General features: G+C 65.1%; 14 protein-coding genes. 4 read left to right on the top strand and 10 right to left on the bottom strand.

Features of this window, described 5'->3' with window-relative positions:
• Nucleotides 1–77 precede the first annotated feature (77 nt).
• Nucleotides 78–845 (top strand): SDR family oxidoreductase, encoded by a 768-nt coding sequence (locus tag AC54AG_RS08255; protein ID WP_070302671.1) that lies wholly within the window; start codon nt 78–80, stop codon nt 843–845.
• Here the strand turns inward: AC54AG_RS08255 and AC54AG_RS08260 are convergent.
• The 9 genes from AC54AG_RS08260 to AC54AG_RS08300 form a co-directional block, all read right to left on the bottom strand.
• On the bottom strand, nt 773–1,762 hold the full coding sequence (locus AC54AG_RS08260) for an NAD(P)/FAD-dependent oxidoreductase (RefSeq protein ID WP_496629995.1): 990 nt from the start codon (nt 1,760–1,762) through the stop codon (nt 773–775). The two genes, AC54AG_RS08255 and AC54AG_RS08260, sit on opposite strands and share 73 nt — an antisense overlap.
• Nucleotides 1,749–2,201: an RrF2 family transcriptional regulator gene (locus AC54AG_RS08265; RefSeq protein ID WP_496629996.1), complete on the bottom strand. Its 453-nt coding sequence runs from the start codon at nt 2,199–2,201 to the stop codon at nt 1,749–1,751. The genes AC54AG_RS08260 and AC54AG_RS08265 overlap by 14 nt, the downstream gene beginning before the upstream one ends.
• A 114-nt stretch (nt 2,202–2,315) precedes the next feature.
• Nucleotides 2,316–3,722, bottom strand: coding sequence for a c-type cytochrome (locus AC54AG_RS08270; protein ID WP_496629997.1), 1,407 nt, complete (start codon nt 3,720–3,722; stop codon nt 2,316–2,318).
• Nucleotides 3,719–5,329, bottom strand: a complete 1,611-nt coding sequence (locus AC54AG_RS08275; protein WP_496629998.1) for a GMC family oxidoreductase — start codon at nt 5,327–5,329, stop codon at nt 3,719–3,721. Before AC54AG_RS08275 ends, AC54AG_RS08270 begins: the two co-directional genes overlap by 4 nt.
• Before the next feature lie 9 nt (nt 5,330–5,338).
• Nucleotides 5,339–5,863: a sugar dehydrogenase complex small subunit gene (locus tag AC54AG_RS08280; RefSeq protein ID WP_496629999.1), complete on the bottom strand. Its 525-nt coding sequence runs from the start codon at nt 5,861–5,863 to the stop codon at nt 5,339–5,341.
• A gap of 28 nt (nt 5,864–5,891) precedes the next feature.
• Complete coding sequence (locus tag AC54AG_RS08285) at nt 5,892–7,058, bottom strand: porin (RefSeq protein ID WP_496630000.1); 1,167 nt, start codon at nt 7,056–7,058, stop codon at nt 5,892–5,894.
• A gap of 337 nt (nt 7,059–7,395) precedes the next feature.
• A complete protein-coding gene (hpaR, locus tag AC54AG_RS08290) occupies nt 7,396–7,851 on the bottom strand; it encodes a homoprotocatechuate degradation operon regulator HpaR (RefSeq protein ID WP_223278727.1) in 456 nt (151 codons plus the stop codon).
• 102 nt (nt 7,852–7,953) lie between these two features.
• A complete protein-coding gene (locus tag AC54AG_RS08295; RefSeq protein WP_496630002.1) occupies nt 7,954–9,762 on the bottom strand; it encodes a DUF885 domain-containing protein in 1,809 nt (602 codons plus the stop codon).
• 80 nt (nt 9,763–9,842) lie between these two features.
• On the bottom strand, nt 9,843–10,877 hold the full coding sequence (locus AC54AG_RS08300; protein ID WP_496630003.1) for a LacI family DNA-binding transcriptional regulator: 1,035 nt from the start codon (nt 10,875–10,877) through the stop codon (nt 9,843–9,845).
• 103 nt (nt 10,878–10,980) lie between these two features.
• Here AC54AG_RS08300 and AC54AG_RS08305 point away from each other — a divergent pair, with 103 nt between their 5' ends.
• Together AC54AG_RS08305 and AC54AG_RS08310 are read left to right on the top strand one after the other, a co-directional pair.
• Nucleotides 10,981–12,168 (top strand): phytanoyl-CoA dioxygenase family protein, encoded by a 1,188-nt coding sequence (locus tag AC54AG_RS08305; protein WP_331776420.1) that lies wholly within the window; start codon nt 10,981–10,983, stop codon nt 12,166–12,168.
• Between the two features lie 32 nt (nt 12,169–12,200).
• Nucleotides 12,201–13,319: a Gfo/Idh/MocA family protein gene (locus AC54AG_RS08310; RefSeq protein WP_331776419.1), complete on the top strand. Its 1,119-nt coding sequence runs from the start codon at nt 12,201–12,203 to the stop codon at nt 13,317–13,319.
• A 7-nt stretch (nt 13,320–13,326) separates the two neighbouring features.
• On the opposite strand, the gene AC54AG_RS08315 is transcribed toward AC54AG_RS08310, so the two are convergent.
• Nucleotides 13,327–15,333 (bottom strand): glycoside hydrolase family 3 protein, encoded by a 2,007-nt coding sequence (locus tag AC54AG_RS08315; RefSeq protein WP_331776418.1) that lies wholly within the window; start codon nt 15,331–15,333, stop codon nt 13,327–13,329.
• 217 nt (nt 15,334–15,550) lie between these two features.
• Here AC54AG_RS08315 and AC54AG_RS08320 point away from each other — a divergent pair, with 217 nt between their 5' ends.
• Nucleotides 15,551–16,588: a helix-turn-helix transcriptional regulator gene (locus tag AC54AG_RS08320; protein ID WP_219328745.1), complete on the top strand. Its 1,038-nt coding sequence runs from the start codon at nt 15,551–15,553 to the stop codon at nt 16,586–16,588.
• The last annotated feature ends 74 nt before the right edge of the window (nt 16,589–16,662 follow it).

Genomic DNA, 16,662 nt, shown 5'->3' on the forward strand with positions numbered 1-16,662 from the left:
GTAGTGATTCATGGCTAGCGCGGCAGGAATGAAAGGCAGATACTGAATTCCTCTACTCCCCACTCAGAAAGCTCATCATGCAAACCCAAGCCACCACCAGCACCTCCCTGCCACTGCAAGACAAGATCGCGTTCGTGACGGGCGGCTCGCGCGGCATCGGCGCCGCCATCGTGCGCCGCCTTGCCAGCCAGGGCGCCAACGTCGTCTTCACCTATCAAAGCTCCGCCGCCGAAGCGCAGGCGCTGGCCGCCAAAGTGGAGGCGGCCGGCGGCAAGGCCCTGGGCGTGCAGGCCGATGCGGCCGACGCCTCCGCCCTGACGGCCGCCATCGCCAAGGTGGCGGCGCAGTTTGGCCGTGTCGACATCCTCGTCAACAATGCGGGCGTGTTCCTGCCTGGCGCCATCGACGATTTTTCGCTGGAAGACTTCGACAAGACCTTGAACGTCAACGTGCGCGCCGTCTTCGTCGCCATCAAGGCGGCCGTGGCGCACATGCCGACGGGCGGGCGCATCATCAATATCGGCAGCACGAATGCGCACCGCATGCCGTTCGGCGGCGCGGCCGCCTACGCCATGAGCAAATCGGCGCTGAGCGGCCTGACGCAAGGCCTGTCGCGCGACCTGGGCCCGCGCGGCATCACCATCAACAATGTGGAACCGGGCCCCGTCGCCACGGACATGAACCCGCCGACGGGCGACTTCGCCGACCTGATGCACGGCCTGATGGCCCTGCCCCGCCATGGCACGGCCGATGAAATCGCCGGCATGGTCGCTTACCTGGCCAGCGCGGAAGCGGCGTTCGTCACGGGCGCCGGGCTGAAGATCGATGGCGGTTTTGCCGCCTGATCGAGTCCGAACATCAGTGAACGGTGCGCCGCCACGCCCGCCATGGCGCCATCGGCCACCGCAAACGCCACGCTGCCCGCCATGCGGCCCGCGTCACCGCAGCAAAAGACACCAGGCACGCTGCTGGCCTTTTGCTCGTCGGTGCGCACGAACGGTCCCATGAGCCCCTCTTCCAGCGCGCAGCCCAATTCGCCGGCCAGGGAACTGGCCAGGCGGGTGCGGGTCGCCACGAACAGGCCGGCCATCGCGTGGCGGCTGCCATCGGCCGTGACCACGTCGGCCACCGCGTCGATCCGCGCCACTGGCGTGCGCACCAAAGTTACGCCGCGTGCCTCCAGTTGCGCCAGCTGCGCCGCATCAGGCTCGAACGCGCCATTCAGGAAAAAAGTGACCGTGCCCCAGTCGGGCAGCATCAAGGCATGGTGCATGGACAGGGGGCCGGTGGCCAGTACGCCGATGGCGCCCTGTTCCAGTTCATAGCCGTGGCAATACGGGCAGTGAAAGACGCTGCCGCCCCAGCGCTCGGCCAGGCCATCGACGGGCGGCAGTTCATCGATCACGCCGGTGGCCAGCACGAGGCGGCGGCCGTGCACGACATAGCCATCCGCCAGGGTCACATCGAAGCCATCGCCATCGCTGCTGGCCGCGGCCTGCACGGCCATGCCGTCCCGCCAGGTGACGCTGGCATACGCCATCAACTGCGCCTTGCCCTCGGCCGCGATGGCGGCCGTGCCGCTGCCGTCCTGGGTCAGGAAACCGTGGGAATGGCTGGCGTAGCGGTTGCGGCGCTGGCCGCCGTCGATCACCAGCACGCGGCGGCGGGCGCGCGCCAGTTGCGTGGCGGCGGACAGACCCGCGTAGCTGCCGCCAACGATGATGGCATCGAACGGGATGCCAGGCGATTCAGGAATGTGCATGTGGTGCTCCTTTGTGGGTGGCGTATTGTTGGCTGAAACGGTCGGCCAGGTCAGCCAGGGTGACGGCGCCAAAGCGCTGGATCAGCAGCGCCTCGGCTTCATCGAAGGCGCCGGCCAGCGACTGGTTGACAACCTGCTCGACGAGGCAGCCCGGCTGATCGACACGGTTGCCCATGGCGAAGATGGTGGGCGATCCCACAGCCACATAGATGTCTTGCAGGGTCACCTGGTGCAGGTCGCAGACGATGCGCCAGCCGCCGCCATGGCCCTTGTCCGACGCCACGTAGCCGCGCTCGCGCAGGCCGGCCATCACGCGCCGCACCAGCACGGGGTTCGTATCCAGATAGCCGGAGAGTTCCTCGGACGTCATCGGGCGTCCAGCATGGGCCATGTGCAGCAACACATGGAGGATCGATGATAGTTTGCTGTCGCGTCTCATGTAACTAATGATAGTACATAATTCACGCAGATGCAAACCAGTTGCAAAATCCTGCACAAAAAAAGGGTCAGACCTTGTCGGGTCTGACCCCAGCCTTTGCTTCAGGGTGTCTTTTTACGCTGTCGATGTTTCCTTGCGCCGCCGACCCCGCCACCACAGCAGCAAAGCCAGCAGCACCAGCACGCCGACAATGATGCCCGCGCGGGCCAGGCCGATCAGGTTGGACGGCGCGCCGCCGTTGCGCAAGGTCGTCACCTGCTCGGCCGTCACCTTGATGGCGGGATTGCCGTACATCCGCTGCACGTAATTGCCGAGGGTGACGATCTGCTCGTCCGACAGGGTCTGGCGAAACGCGGGCATCAGGTGGCCGGCATGGCTACCCTTGCCATCCTGCCGCTCCACGCCATCGAGGATCGCCATCACCAGGTTGTTGCTGTTGCCGCGGCCCGTCGCCGAGTTGTGGAACAGGGGCGGCAAGCTGCCATCGAAACTGCCCTCGCCCTTGGCCTGGTGGCAGCTGGCGCACTGCGCATCGTACAGCTGCGCACCCGACATCGTGTTCAGGTTTTGCGGCAGCGGCACACCGCGGATGCTGCTCAACTCGTCGCCCGCCTGGCCCCATTGCGTCACCGGTTTCACGTCCGCCTTGTCGCGGATGGCAGGCACGCTCTTGATGTAGTGCGCGATGGCGTTCAAGTCCGCGTCGCTCAGGTGCTTGAGGCTATGGTCGATGGCCTCGGCCATCGGGCCTGCCGCCTGGCCCCGGTGCGCGGCGCGGCCCGTGCGCAGGTAGCCGGCCAGTTCCTGCTGGCTCCAGCCTCCCACGCCGCTGTTGACGTCCGACGTGATGTTCGGCGCATACCAGGTGCCCAGGTCGGCGCCGCCCAGCTCCTTCGACAGCTGCTCGGCCATCAGGGCGTTGCGCGGCGTGTGGCACGTGGTGCAGTGGGCCAGGCCTTGCGCCAGGTAGGCGCCACGGTTCCACTCCATGCTTTTCGACGCATCGGCCACGAACGGTTTTTTATCGAGGAAGAGCAGATTCCAGCCCGCCATCGACAAACGGATATTGAACGGGAATGGCAAGTCCGTCTTTTGCGCCGGCGCCGTGTCCACCGCCGCCACGCCATGCATGAAGTAGGCGTACAGGGCGGCCATGTCGTCATCCGTCACCTTGGCGTAGGCCGTATAGGGCATGGCCGGGTACATGTGTGCGCCATCGGCCCGCACGCCATGGCGCACGGCGGCGGAAAACTGCGCCAGCGTGTAGTTGCCGATGCCATGCGTTGTCGACGGCGTGATGTTGGTGGCGACGATGGCGCCCAGCGGCGTGGCCAGGGCCAGGCCGCCCGCCATCGGCTTCCCGCCAGGCACGCTGTGGCAGGCGATGCAGTCGCCGGCCGTGGCCAGGTAGCGGCCACGTTCGATCGCCTGCACGTCCGCGCCCGGCGCTTGCGCCGCCAGCACGGGCAAGGCCAGGGACAGCAAGGCGGCGCCGGCAGCCAGTCTGAAGATCGCCATCATGCCGTGCCTCCCTGTTGTTCGTCGAGGATATGCTTGACGGTGCGCAGCGCCACGGCCAGGCCGTTTTCCGTCGAATTGCAGGTGCCGGACGTGGGCAGCACACCCGTGCTGCACAGGAACAGGTTGGCATGGTCGAATGTGCGGCCCCACTGGTCGCACACGGCCTTGGCCGGGTCAGAACCCATCGACAGGGTGCCGCAGATGTGCTGGTTGTTGGCGAACACGCCTTCCTTGCTGTGACGCAGATTGGTGCCGCCCATCAGCTTGGCGATGCGCTCGAAATCCTGCTTCGAACGCTCGTGGCCCCGCTTCGTGTACTCGTCGATCGCGTAATGCGCCTGCGGCTTGGGAATGCCCATGGCGTCTTTTTCGCTGCTGAGGGCGATGCGGTTTGCCGGGTTCGGCAGTACTTCCAGCACGTTCTTCAAGCTCATTTCACGGGCCGAGCGGAAACGCAGCTGCTGTTCGAATGCTTCGCCAAACACACCCTTGCCGATCAATTCCCTGGTGGCGCCATCGACTCTCGAGATGTTCGTGAAATCCAGGCGGTACGGCGAATGCCGGCTGCGGAAATCGCCATCGCGCATGGTGTTGATGGAATTGGGGCTTTGCGGCCCCCGGCCCAGCCACAGGTCTTCATCGGCGTCGAAGGTGATCGAGGTGCTCGGGTGGTCCATCAGGTTGCGGCCCACCATGTCGCTGCTGTTGGCCAGGCCGTTCGGGTATTTGTCCGAGGCGGAAACGAGCAGCAAACGGGGGCTTTCGATGCCGTTCGCGGCCAGGATGAAGGTCTTGGCCGTGACCCGGTGGCTGTTCTTGTCGACGTCGTAGTACAGGGCGGCCGTGATGCGGCCCTGCGCGTCGTGTTCCAGCTTGTAGACGTTGGCGTTGCAGACGATCTTGACGCCCGCTGCTTCCGCCTGCAGCGCGGCGATGCCGCCATGGTATTGCGCGTCGATGGGGCAGATCGGCTGGCAGCTGTTATTGCCACAGCAGGCCGGGCGGCCATCGTAGCTGACGCTGTTGCGCGCCACCGTGTTGCCCACCACCTTGAACGACGGGTCGAGGCGCTCGCGGATGCGGCGCATGGCGTACGGTTCCGTCACGGAGTCCATCGGGAATGGCTGCTTGCGCGGCGAACCCGTGTTCTCGGCACCCGAAACGCCCATGATCTCTTCCGCTTCCTGATAGAACGGCTCCAGGTCTTCATAGCTGATCGGCCAGTCGACGCCCACGCCATACAGGGTATGGATGCGGAAGTCGTTCGGCACGTTGCGCCACGCCTGCGCAGCCCAGTGCCACGAAGTGCCGCCGAACTGGCGGATGTATTCGGCCGGGTATGGATACGGGCCGGCCTGCACCAGGTAGCCGTTGTCCTTCGGCTGGTAGATCGGGTGCGGTGCCGTGGCCACCGATGGATACGGCGACATCCAGTCGCTGCGGCGCGTCGTGTTGCGGAAACGGGCGACGATTTCGCCGCGCGACACGCGCGGGCCCGCTTCCAGGATCAGCACCGAGGCGCCGGCCAGCGCCAGCTTGCGCGCGGCCAGGGAGCCGATGATGCCGGAGCCGATCACGAGATAATCGGCGGAGAGTTCTTCAGCCATGATGGCTCCTTAAATTGGTTTTCTGGCCCAGCTGCCGTAGGCGCCGTAGGAATACGTGGGAGGTTTGAGCACGTCGGCGACGACGGCCGCGTTCAAGGCCTGCTCGTAGGCGACGCAGACGGCCGCCTCGCCCGTGCCGACGATGCCCAGGTACCAGGCGCTGGCGATCTGGTGCGGCAAGGCAGCCAGCGGCGACTGGGCCGGGTCCAGTGCATCGAGCGCTTCCTGCAGGCCGGCCGCCTGCAATCCCTGCGCATTGATCAGCGCCAGCAGCGCGCGCACCTTCGCGGGGAAGGCGGCGTCCTGCGCCACCAGCGCGTCATACAGGCGCTTGGCCAGCACGGGGTCGAGCACCTGGCGCCCGACCAGCATGGCCGACACGCCGAGGAAGGCGCCCTGCTCCGCATTGGCGACCGGTTCGGCCAGCGCCCAGGGAATCAGCGCCGCGGCCGAAGCCGACAGCAGGCCGGCCAGCACCATGCGGCGGCCGGGATTCAGGGGGCCGCGGCCCTCCTTATTATGTGTAGCGTCCAATTGAAGCTCCCGTGAGTTCAGCAACCGTTCAGAAAGAATGCTTGAGACCGACCATCACCACCGTCTGGCCGCCGTTCGACGACGGCGTGCCGTTTTGCGAATCGCCGACCGAGGCGACGGCGTTGACGATCGCACCGTCCTGCCCCAGGGTCTGGCCGCGCGCCAGCTGGCGCGCTTCAATCAGGTAGATCGCCGTGCGCTTCGACAGCGCGTAATTCTGCTCGAACGACAACTGCCGGTAGCGCGCGCGGTCGGCGATGCCGTTGGCGTGGCTGGCGAAGGTATCGCTGTAGCCGGCGGACAGGAACCACTGCGGCGTCAGCTGGTAGCTCGAGATCAGGCCGGCCGTGTTGAAGATGGCCGTGTCGCGGAAGGCCGAGCGGCTGCCCGCCTGGTATTGCACGTTGCTGGCATTGGCGCCTACCATCCACTTGCCCATGGTGTAGCGCGCGCTGGCGGCGATGAATGCTATGCTTTCGGCCGAGGCGTAGCCCTGGTTGAGGGCCGAGATACCGAAGCTGCCCGATGCGTTGTCGCTCCAGCCGGCGCCGTTCTGCCCATTTTTCAGTTTCAGGTAGCCGAGCGCGAATTCGGCTGGCGAGGTGCTGTACTTGACGGCGGCGCTGAAGCTGCTGCCCACGGCATTGCCGTCGGCCGCTTCGCCAACGCCGTATTGCGCGCTGGCCTGCAAGCCGCGCCAGGCGGGCATGCTGTAGCTGACGGAATTGCTGATGCGCACGGTCGTATCGAGGCCGTCGATGTCGCCCGGGTGGGCGCCGGTCGCGCCCGTCAAGACGTTGCTCGATGCCAGAGAACCCACGAGCAGGTAGTACGGCGTGTACTGGCGGCCCGCCGTCACCGTGCCGTAGGCTGTCGATTGCAAGCCCACATAGGCCTGGCGGTTGAACAGGGCGCTGGCCGAACTTTGCGCGCCTGTATCGCTTTCAAAGCCGTTTTCCAGCAGGAACAGCGCCTTCAGGTCGCCGCCCAGGTCTTCCACGCCCTGGAAACCGATCTTGCTGGCGGACAAGCTGCCGCTGCGCATATAGGTATTTGAATTGCCGCCCTGGTTGCTCGCGTACGCGGTGGCCGCGTCGACCACGCCGTAAATGGTGGCATTGCTCTGGGCGCAAACGTTTGCGCCGATGAGCGTGGAGACGGCCAGCGCCGCAGCGCACATGCATGGTGTGTTCATTTTTTTCCTGACTTTGCTGTTTTATCTGGCGAAATACGGGCGTGGCGCCACGTTGCCGCCCCATCCATGGATATGGGCGTCCGCTGTTCTTCTTGATCTGGATCAAGTGAAGCAAATTATACGCTTATTTACTCACATGTAAGTGATTGACTGTAGGGCTTAGTCTTATAGCAAAACTTTCTTGTGTCTTATAGCAAATCCGGCAGACATGCGGACGCACGCCCCGCAGCACGGGGAAATCACAGGAACAGGCATGGGAAAAGCAGCGGCGGCGCATGCTGAAAAACACGCGCCTGATGGCCGTACGGAAAGGGAAAGATGGGAGCGGGGTTGCCGCTCAGCGCAGGATGGCGGGCGCCACCGGCAGGGTTTCAAGGGCAATAAACGCTTCCAGGGCGCGGCGCATGTCTTCAAACACCTGCTTGCCGTAAGCCGCTTCCAGATGCGCATATTGCAGGTCGATCAGCTTACCCATCTGCATCAGCAAACTGGCGCCCGCTTCGGACAGGTGCACCTTGCGGCGGCGCTGGTCGCCTTCGAACTTGCTGCGCCCGATCAGGCCGATCTCTTCCATGCGCGCCAGGATGCCGCTCATGCTGGGGCTCGAAATCTGGCAGATCTCGCACAGCTCGCGCGGCTCCAGGGTCGGGCTTTCATTCAGCGCGCGCATGATGCGCCACTGCTGCTCCGTCACGCCGAAGTGATTGAGGATAGGGCGGAAATGCTGGAGCAGGCTGTCGCGGGCCTTCAGCAGCAGTTGCGGCATGTTCGGATAACGGATCGGTAGCTGCAAGTGGAACTCCTGGGTGGGCCAGCACAATGAGCGTCATTATACGACTGGCCCGCGGAGAATAGCGGCAAAATTCCCCTTCCCTGCCGCTCCCGTGCCATGGCGTCAGCTTTTGGTTTTTCTCTGCTCGGGGATGAAGTGTTCGCGCACGGCCTTGGCCAGCAAGTCCGGCGGCAGCAAGCCCTGCCCCAGCAGGAAGTTGTTGAAGGCCAGGCGGTCGAATTTCTCTCCCAGCGCCAGCTCCGTTTCCGCGCGCAGCTGCAGGATGCGCGTATAGCCATAGAAATAGCTGCCCGCCTGGCCCGGCATGTTGAAGGTGTAGCGGTCCAGCTCCTGGCGCGCCATCGGTTTCGACAGCATCACTTCATCCGTCAGGATGCGCCCCGCTTCCTCGCGCGTGACCTGCCCCAGGTTCAGCATCGGGTCGAGCATGGCGCGCGCCGCGCGCAGCATGCGGAATTGCAGCGCGATGAACTGGCCCTCGGCTGGCTCGTACGGAATCATCTCCGCTTCCGCGTACAGCGCCCAGCCTTCCACGTTGACGCTGTTGAACGCGTACAGGCTGCGCGCCTGCGATACGCCCCGCTCCACCATGGCGCTGAACTGCAGCTCGTGGCCAGGGCGGCCTTCGTGCGCGCTCAGGGTCCAGGCGGCGCCCGCGAAATTGAAATCGTCATACGCCTCGCCCTTGCCGCTGGCGGCCGGATTGCTGACGGGGAGGACGAACTGGCCGTGCTCGCCCGTATTGCCGATCAGCGGAGGCGGACGCATATGCGGCGCCGGCTGGGCCGCCGATTCGGCGGCGGACGCCAGGCGCATGGTCATGGCGCGCGCAGGAATATCGACCACGCGCTGCCGGGCGATGCGCTGTTCCAGCTGCGTATTGACACCCTTGTAGTGCGCTTCGAGCTGCTCGTTGGGGATGGAATCGCTTTTCAGCGCGCGCAGCACCTGGCGGTAGTCCGTGCCGTCGACGCCCTTCAAGGCCAGCTTGGCCGCCACCACGGGCGCCAGCGCCTGCATGGCGGCGCGCGTTTCCAGATAGGCCACCTGCGCCCGTTCGACCAGCGCGCGCGGCTCGATGTCGATGCCCACCTGTTTCAGGCGGAATGCATACAGCTCGGGCGCCATGCGGAAATCCGTGCGCGACAGGGGCAGCACCACTTGCTTTTCCCATGCCGCATACTCGTTCAGCTGCTGCTCCATGGCCGCCAACGCGCTTTCTGCCCCCGTGATCTTCATGTCGGCGAACAGCTTGCGGATGCCGGCGATATACGTCGGCACGTTTTCCAGCGACTGTTCCACCTGCAGGCGCACGGGGCCCGCCAGGCCAGGCTGGCCGATCTTTTCCGTGAAACGCGCCTTGGCCTGCGCCGTGATCGGCGTGCTGCCCGGGAACTGGCCCACGTAGCGTTGCAGGCGTTCGAGTGCCTTGGCGCGGCGCGCTGCCGGACGCTGCTCCTGCAGCAGGCTTTGCATGCTGCCAAAGACCATTTGCGGCACATCGACCCACGGCAGGGTGTATTTGGCTTCCAGCTGCGTGCCCATGATTTCCTGGTCGACGGCGCCGATCAGGATTTCCAGGTCCTGGCGTATGCGCTCGTCGCGTTCCAGTTCCAGCTTTTGCTGCAATTGCGCGCGCGCCTTCTGCATGGCCGCCACATGGCGCTCGGTGATGTTCGGCCCCAGGTCGGCGGCCAGGCCGTCGTACTGGGCCAAGCCCGTGTCGGAGGCGTCTTCGGGCGAAAACTGCGCCTGCGCCGCCAGCACGATGGCCGCGTTGCGGTTGCTCGCATCAACCCAGGCCGATGAAGCGCCGGCAGTTGCGGGGACGGCGGCCATGGCGGGCATGGTAAACGCGATGGAGAGTGCGGCTACCAGCACGGTCTTGCACAATTGCGGAGTGACGGACATCGGGGGATTCCTTCCTGAGGTGAACGATGAGCGAAGCGGCGAGTATCGGCCAGCCCCGGGTAACTGTCAATTCACCCCGTTCAGCGCGGCAGGTTCCATGGCGTGACGATCTGGATGGCGGACAAGGGCGGCACCTGCGCCAGGGCCGGCAGCGCGCCCTGCGCCCGCAGTATCTCTTGGCAGGCGCGGCGCATGTCCTGGCCCAGGTCATGGTGCAGCACGGCCTGGATGGCGCCCGACTTGAGCAGCGCCACGTTGTCCGTATCGAGGTCGTGGCCGATGAAGACCTTGCACGGCCGGCCCGCCTGCGCGAATGCCTGCACGATAGCGGCATTGCCGCCGCCGATCGAATACACGGCGGCGATGCCTGGATGCGTAGCCAGTGCTTCACGCACCAGCGCCCCCGTGGCGCCATCGATGCCGTGGCCTTCGCTCACTTCGACGATGGATAAATGGCGGTGCCGTTCGCGCAGCGCGCGGCGAAAGCCGATCTCGCGCTCTTCCTCGCCATGAAAACGGTTGCTGCTCAGGGTGACCAGCACTTGCTGTTTCCTGGGCCGCTGGCCCGCGCCCAGCCACTGGCCGATCAGACACGCGGCCGTCTCGCCCGCCGCGCGGTTATCCATGCCCACGTAGCCGCGGCGCGCGGAAGCTGGCAAGTCCGTCACCAGGGTCACCACGGGAATGCCGGCCGCCGCCAGCCGGTCCACCGCCTCGGCCACCGACGGCAAGTCCGGCGCTTTCAGCAGCACGCCGTGGCTGCCGTTCTTGCGGATGCGTTCCAGCTGGTCGACGATGCCGTCCACTTCCAGGGTTTCATGCAGGTGAAAGCGCGAGCGCAGCACGGCCGGATGCAGGGACGGCAGTTCCGCTTCCAGCGCGGCGCGCACGGCGTCCGTAAAACGGCACGGCGCCACCATCAGCACGTCGAGCATGAACTTCCTGCCGGCGAGGCCCACCTGCGTGCTTTGCCGCGCCAGTTCATCGAGCGCCTGCATCACGCGGCGCACCGTATTGGCGTGTACGCCCCCGCGCTGCTTGATCACGCGGTCGACGGTCGCCACGCTGACGCCAGCCTGCAGCGCCACGACCTTGACGGGAAACGGATGCGTCATGCCATGTCCAATCCATTGATGGTTTTTTGATGGATTTCCTGATGAAAAATGCGGATTTTCATCCCTATACTGATTCTACAACGTAAAACTCAGGAGACACCGCATGACCACCCAAGACGCCGCGCCGCCCGCCCCCTTCTGGCTGTCGCCGCAAGACTGCCAGCTCGATGATTTCATCCACACTGTCAGCCAATGCACGGTGCTGGCCGACTATCCCCACGCCGCTGCGGTGGAAGACAATATCCTCGTCTACGACTGCGACCAGGTGCGCACTCTGGCCGCCAGTACCGCGTCGCTGCGCGCGCTGCAGGCAGAATGGGGCAAGGCGCTGATGGATGGCCCAGGCGTCATCGTGTTCCGGCGCGCCGTCGACGACACGGCGACGCTGGAACAGGCCAGCGGCGTGTTTCGCGCGCTGATCGCCGAACAGCACGCGAGCGGCCAGGCGGGCGGCGACCATTTCGCCAAACCGGGCGCGAACGAGCGCATCTGGAACGCCCAGCAAAAACTGTGTCTGCGCGCGCCCGAAGCGTTCGCGCGCTACTACGCCAATCCCGTGTTTGCGTGGATCGCCGAGGCGTGGCTGGGCCCCGCCTACCAGATGACGGCACAAGTCAACGTCGTCAACCCGGGCGCCGCCGCCCAGGCGCCGCACCGCGACTATCACCTGGGCTTCCAGAGCGCCGCCAGTTGCGCCGCCTATCCCGCTCCCGTGCACCAGATGTCGGCCTTATTGACCTTGCAGGGTGCCGTCGCCCACTGCAACATGCCGGTCGAATCCGGTCCCACCCTGTACCTGCCGTATTCGCAGCGCTACCAGGCCGGTTTCCTCGCCTGGCAGCAACCGCCCTTCCGCGATTATTTCGCCCGGCATTGCGTGCAACTGCCGCTCTCCCAGGGCGACGCCGTCTTCTTCAATCCCGCCCTGTTCCATGCGGCGGGCCATAACCGTTCGTCCGACATCCGCCGCATGGCGAATTTGCTGCAAGTGTCGTCGCCGTTCGGGCGCGCCATGGAAGCGCTGGACCGCCGCGCCATGAGCGCCGCGCTGTATCCGGCACTGCAGGCGCTGCGCGACCAGGGTGCCCTGTCCGGCGACGGCATCGGCCACGCGATTGCCGCCTGCGCCGAGGGCTATGCTTTCCCCAGCAACCTCGATCGCGACCAGCCCATAGCCGGCATGGCGCCGCCCACGCAGCAGCAGCTCATGCACGAAGCGCTGGCACAGGACTGGCCCGCCGCCCGCTTCCTCGACGCCCTGGACAGCCATGCCTGGCGCCAGCAAGCCTGAATCCCCTACCGCGACAACCTCGGAGACTCCCTATGCAAGACATCAACATCGGCCTGATCGGCGCTGGCTACATGGGCAAGGCGCACACCATCGCCTACAAGGCCGTGCGCAGCATTTTTCACACAGCCTTGAACCCCGTATGCGAGTGCATCAGCACCAGCAGCGCGGAAGGCGCCGCCCGCAGCGCGCAGGAACTGGGCTGGAACCGCTCTACGGGCGACTGGCGCGCGCTGGTCAATGATCGCGCCATCGACGCCATCATCGTCGCCACGCCGCCGGCCACGCACAAGGACATCGTGCTGGCCGCGCTGGCCCTGGGCAAACCCGTGTTTTGCGAAAAACCGCTGGGCATGACGGCCGCCGAATCCCTGCTGCTGGCGCAGGCGGCGGAAGCGGCGGGCGTGGCCAACATGGTCGGCTATAACTACATCCGCACGCCGGCCAGCCAGCTGGCGCGGCAGATCATCGAATCGGGCGAAATCGGCGAGATCATCCACGTCGCCGCCGAACATGTGGAAGACTATCTGCACGACCCGCGCACGCCTGCCTCGTGGCGCACGCGCGAAGCGACGGCCACCAGGGCAGGTGCGCTGGCCGACGTGGGCTCGCACCTGCTCAACCTGGCCCTGCGCCTGGGCGGCCCCGTCGACTCGCTGGTGGCGGACATGAACACCGTGCACGCGCAGCGGCAAGGGCCGGCTGGCATGGAAGCGGTGGAGAATGACGACCAGGGAAATGTGATGCTGCGCTTTGCCAGCGGCGCGCTGGGCGCCCTGACCTTCAGCCGCGTGGCGGCCGGGCGCAAGATGGGTTACACCTACCGCATCACGGGGACGAAAGGCGCGCTCGCCTTCGACCAGGAAGACCAGAATGCACTATGGCTGTACGACGCCGGCCGCCCCGCGCAGCGCCAGGGTTTCCAGCGCCTGCTGATGGGCCCCGCCCACCCCGACTACCTGGCGTTCAGCCAGGGCGCCGGGCACGGCACCGGCTACAACGAGCAAATCGTCATTGAAGCGCGCGACTTTCTGCAGGCCATCGCCAGCGGCCAGCCGGTCTGGCCCACCTTCCGCGACGGCTACGAGGTGGACCGGCTGATAGCCGCGGCGCGGCGCTCCATGCAAGAGCGCAGCTGGATTACCGTACGTTGAACGGCGTTTAGTAGCCCAAGCCGTAACCGAACTTGTACAGCGGATGCGCCGTGTCATACGGAACGTCCGATTTCTGCACCTGCACTTCGGCCATCGACGATGGCAGCTCGAACGGCAGCTTGCCTTGCGGCTTAGCCTTGCCCGTCAGGACATCGAACAGCGCGCCGTCGCTCACGCCGAAGTTGGCGACGATGGCGCTGGCCTTGTCCTGCACGTTGCCGAGGATGGCCGGGCGGTCCAGGTACACGGTGACCACCGTCTTCGGCGCGAATTTTGCCGCGTTCTTGATCGCCTCGTAGTCAGCGTCGCCGTCGACATAGTTCAGGCGCCCTTCATGCTGCATGCTGCCGAAGATGTAGTTCGGGTGCAGGATTTCATACGGCGCGGCCACGCGCAGCAGGGCCACGTCCGCTTCCTGCGGCGTGGCGACCACCGTGTAGCCATACTGCTTGGCCACGGCCGCATCGATGCCGTACAGGTAGACCTTCTTGACGGTGGCCGCCAGCGGCAAGACCTTGTCCTTGTTTTCCAGCAAGACCAGCGAGCGGCGCTGCGCGTCCAGGCCAGCCTCGATGAAGTCCGCCTTGCCCACCGTGGTGGCCGCCTTGGCCGCATCGACGAACGGATGCTCGAACAGGCCCTGCTTGAATTTCTGGATCAGGATACGGCGCGCCGACGCGTTGATGCGCGCTTCCGTCAGTTGGCCGCGCTGCACGGCTTGCGTCAGGTACGGCGCTTCCGTCACGCCGCCAAACTGGTCCATCCCCGCCGTCACGGCCTTCACGTAGCGCTCGGCCTTGGTGGCGTCTTCCATGCCCCACGGCGTGCCAAAGCCCATGAAGGAAGGCGCGACGCCAGGCGCCGTGCCGTTGCGGCAGTTGGCGTCGCAGTCGGAGGTGATGCCCCAGTCGGACAGGATCACGCCTTCAAAACCGTATTTGCCGCGCAGCAGATCCGTCAGCATGGTCTTGCTGAAGCCGGCCGCCACCTGTTCCAGGGTGATGCCGTCGATCGTGATATTGCCGTCCGGCAGAGCATAGGTCGGCATGACGGAAGCCGCCTTGGCCGTGAAGGCGCCTTCGAACGGTTTCACGTGGTAGGCGAAGTTGTTGCCCGGATAGGTCATGTAGCGGCCATAGTAATTGTGGCCGTCGTAACCCTCTTTCGTGGCGCCGTAGCCGACCCAGTGCTTGACGACGGCCACCACGCTGCCGTCATGCAAGCCCGTGTTCCCGTCCTGGAAGCCCTCGATATAGTACTGCACCATGCGCTTGGCCAGGTCCGCGTCTTCGCCAAAAGTGCCGTTGATGCGCGACCAGCGCGGCTCGGTGGCCAGGTCAGCCTGCGGCGACAGGGCCTGCGTGATGCCGACGGCCAGGTATTCCTGGCGCGCGATGTCGCCGAAGCGGCGCACCAGCGCATCGTCGCCGATGGCGGCCAGGCCCAGGGTTTCAGGCCATTGCGAGAAGCCCTTGGTGCCGGCGCTGGCGCCCACCGTGTACTGGAAATGGTGGCGCGGGTCCGTGCTGATGGACACCGGGATGCCGTGGCGCGATGTTTCGCTCAGCGCTTGCACCTTGTTGTACTGGGTCGCCATGTTGGCCGTGTCGCCCGCCATGCGCGTGATGAAGGTGTTGACGTACTGCTTGACGATCAGATCTTGCAGGGCCGTCAAATCATACGCGCCGCCCTGGCCGATGCCGGTGGGATCGGCCACGGTGGGCGCCGTACCGTGCATCATCAGCCCCGCTTTTTCATCGAGGCTCATGTGCGACAGCAGATCGTCGGCGCGCACCTCGGCCGGCAAGCGCCAGTCTTCATACGGCTCGATCTTGCCGTTGCGGTTCATATCCTTGAAGGCATAGCCGTCGACCTGGATCTGGCTGTAGGTGGTGGTGCCGAACACGGGCTGCTTGTATTCCACGCTGCCGTTATTGCCGCAGGCGGCCAGGGCAAGCGTGGCGACGCAGCCGGCGACCATGCGGGCCATCGGTTTCAAAGTGCAATTCATCATTATCTCCAAGACTGTTTTTGTAGGTATCAAGGCGCGGCAGCAAGGCCGGCCGAAAACAATATAGCGTGAGAATGCGTGAGTTTCTTGACCGCGCAGCACGCGTTTTATACCCGCGAGAACAATTTTTGGTTAGATGGCACAACAACCAACAATCTCCTACAAAGTGCTAATATTTGTGAAAAATTACTACAACAAGCAGGATAAGCAGGAGACAGCCTTGCACAAACCCGACACGCGTACGGTTTCGAACCGGATCGCGCAGCAATGCGCGCGCGCCATGCAGGCCGATGGCCACGATCCCGCCGAGTTTTTTCAGCGCACGGGCATCACGCCGGCGCAGCTGGACGAACCGGGCGGCCGCATCAACGCCGAGCGGCACCGCCGCATGACGGCCTACGCCCAACAACTGCCGCAGCACCGCGGCTTGCTCGACCTCGACGTAACGCACTGGTTCGCGCATTACTCGGGCATCGCCCACGTCTGCTTCAACCGCCCCACCCTGCGCAGCGCGCTGCACGAGCTGCTGCACTTGCGGGGATTGATCGGCGAATTCGATTTCATGCTGATGAGCGAAAATGGTACGCGCATCGAGATCGAATACCTGTCCGAGTTCTGCCCGTCGGGCGGCGCCATGCAGGCGCTGGCCAATTTCCGCATGCTGTCGCTGGTGGCGCGCGCCTACGACGATGGCGCGCCCACCGCCTTCCGTGCCGGCTTCCAGGGCAAGGCGCCATGGTTCGCGCCGGCCATTTCCGAGTGCTTCGGCGCCGCCGCCACTTTTGGCCAGGCGCGCAATACATTGACGTTCGACGCACCGGCGCTGGACCGACCCTTCGCCCAGTTCAACGCCATGCTGGCGCCGCACGCGCTGCGGCATGCGCAGGGGCAATTGCAGCAGCTGCAGGGGGCGCAGCTGTTTTCGGCCCGCGTGGAGCAAGCCATCATCGATCTGCTGGGCCGGCAAGGCGCGGGCGACGCCGATAGCGCCTCGCTGCTGCCGGCCCTGTGCGACGGCCTGGCGATGAACCGCTGGACCCTGCAGCGCCAGCTGCAACAGGAGCAGACCTCGTTCCGCGCACTGGAACTGCGCGCCAAGAGCCGCGAATCGCGCCGTTTGCTGCGCGAAACAAGCCTGAGCGTGGCGGAAATCGGCGACCGCCTGGGCTTTTCCTCGCAAAGCGCGTTCACCCGCTTCTTCAAGAACCAGTTCGAACTGCCGCCGGCGCGCTACCGGCAGGATGCAACTGGCGCCTAGAGAAAGAGACAAACAACAAGCAACAAGAAACAAGAAACAAGAAATAAGAAACAAGCAAACCGGCAAACCACGAA

The sequence above is a fragment of the Janthinobacterium sp. BCJ23 genome (genome assembly GCF_059617945.1).